Below are 1,845 nucleotides of genomic sequence, written 5' to 3' on the forward strand. Positions count from 1 at the left end.
CTTCTGCAAACTCAAAGAGTTCAAGCGCATCGCTATGAGAGCCTGTAAAACGGATCAGAGCTTTCAGGCCATGATCTATCTGGCAGCGGCTGTGATCAACTCACGATGAATCCCCACGGCCCCTAGGCCGGGATCAGCGTGACTGGCAAGATAAGGTCTAGGCTATGAGTGAGAAGCGGCCCTAGTGGGGCGGCTCGTCGCTGATCAGCGCTTCGAAAGCAGCATCCTCTTCGGCAAGCTTCGCTTCGGCCGTCGCCAGCTCGGCTGCGATCTGCTGCCGCTCGGCCTGGCCGGTGGACGCTGCAAGCTCAGCGCGCAGTTCGTTGATGTGCTCGTAAGTGGTCATCGTCAGCTCCTTTGAATGAAAACAAAGGTGCCGGACCGACAAGGGAGGGTTTGGGTCAATGACCGCCGAAGGCGGCCTACGGGGCGTGGGGGAGCCGATTTCGTTGCGTAGCGGCGAAATTGGGGGGACCGCGTATCGTTGACGCAACCCCTTCCTTGTCGGTGTAATTGGCTAATGTTGAGAGAGAATATACCTCTCCGTATGGCACCTCTTTTGCTCCTTCGGAGCAGCTACACGCGGCAGACGTTGTGGGCTCGAAGGTATCCCCGAACGACTGATAATCCAGTGTTATTCAGAGAGCGTGCCTGGAGCATCATGGTTCGCAATGCGCTGCAGAACCATGCGAAACATCAGCCCGCGGGCGAATGATGGGTTCATCGCGCCGGAATGACATGGCGCTGCGCCCTTGCGACGGTCGCGGGCACGCGCACATATTGCGCGACCCCAAGATCATGGTCGTAGTCGCCGAGGTGGAACTGTAGTCCGTTCAGGATACGCTCACAGGAGTCGACAATCTTTTTGCGATCCTTGATCGGGTTACTGGGAAACAGCTCGTTGCGTGTCTCCTTGATGACCCGCATCGTGTCTTTAAACATAGTTTCGTGAAGGTGAAGCCTAGGACAGAGTCTGGGGCAAACATGTCGCGGATCAGGGGCCAGTCCGCCTGCATAATTGTCCATAGATCACCCAGGGTAAGGCAATAGTATAACTCGTCGGTTTTGTTATTTCCCGTAACATTTTTGATATGCTGCTGGCTGACCATATTGTCGAAAACTCGCCAGACAGCTTTCACGAAAGCTGGATTGACAGCCGTACCCAGAATGTTGGGAAAGGCAGTGTAGGTCTGCCCGTTCTGCCGCGCATTGCGGATTAGCGTCCACCAGTCCATCCGCCCAAAGCGTTCTTCGAGCTAGTCGGCAAGCACCGAACGCAGAGCGTTCTCCACCGCAAACACGAAGGGGTAGATCGACGAAAGTTCTTTCACCTTGCGGGTATAGATCCTGTGGAGCACGAGCCTCTGCTCAGGTGTCGGTATCTGCTGTAGGGCTTGGACCTGAACCGCTTCGCGAATACTATCGCGTAACAGCGTGGGTTGAGGGTGCGCATGTCAGCCTTGAAGTGATCCACCTGCTGCGGTGTGGGGACGAATGTCAGGTATTCACCCAGTAGCTGCGATGTCGGCACATGCCGCTTGGTGATGCTGGACATGAACCGCACCGGGTTTGCCGGAGGCTCCAACTTCTGAGAGAATGGAGCCGATATGAGCAAGACAACGAACAAGTTTTCACCCGAAGTCCGCCAACGCGCCATCCGTATGGTGCTTGATCACGAGGCTGAGCACCCGTCGCGGTGGGCTGCCGTTTCATCTATTGCGGGCAAGATCGGTTGCTCGCCAGCCACGCTGCATGAATGGCTGAAGGCTGAATAGCCCCGAGATTTGTAGACGCCTTCTTTCCTAATTTTGAGGCAGGAAGAGCATCATGAGCAAATCGAATTTC

Annotated in this window: 2 protein-coding genes and 1 pseudogene; 1 reads left to right on the forward strand and 2 read right to left on the reverse strand. The window is 55.7% G+C overall.

What is annotated here, in order from left to right; all coding sequences use genetic code 11:
* Window positions 1-181 precede the first annotated feature (181 nt).
* The gene (locus ACEXP3_RS24640; protein ID WP_377299807.1) at window positions 182-346 is read right to left on the reverse strand and encodes a hypothetical protein; all 165 of its coding nucleotides are present in this window, start codon (window positions 344-346) and stop codon (window positions 182-184) included.
* 374 nt (window positions 347-720) lie between these two features.
* Window positions 721-927: a hypothetical protein gene (locus ACEXP3_RS24645; protein WP_377299808.1), complete on the reverse strand. Its 207-nt coding sequence runs from the start codon at window positions 925-927 to the stop codon at window positions 721-723.
* Between the two features lie 680 nt (window positions 928-1,607).
* Here ACEXP3_RS24645 and ACEXP3_RS24650 point away from each other — a divergent pair.
* Window positions 1,608-1,766: pseudogene (locus ACEXP3_RS24650) on the forward strand (transposase); the annotation flags it as partial.
* Window positions 1,767-1,845 lie beyond the last annotated feature (79 nt).

It is taken from the genome of Neorhizobium fuzhouense, from assembly GCF_042611105.1.
Taxonomy (GTDB): domain Bacteria; phylum Pseudomonadota; class Alphaproteobacteria; order Rhizobiales; family Rhizobiaceae; genus Neorhizobium; species Neorhizobium galegae_A.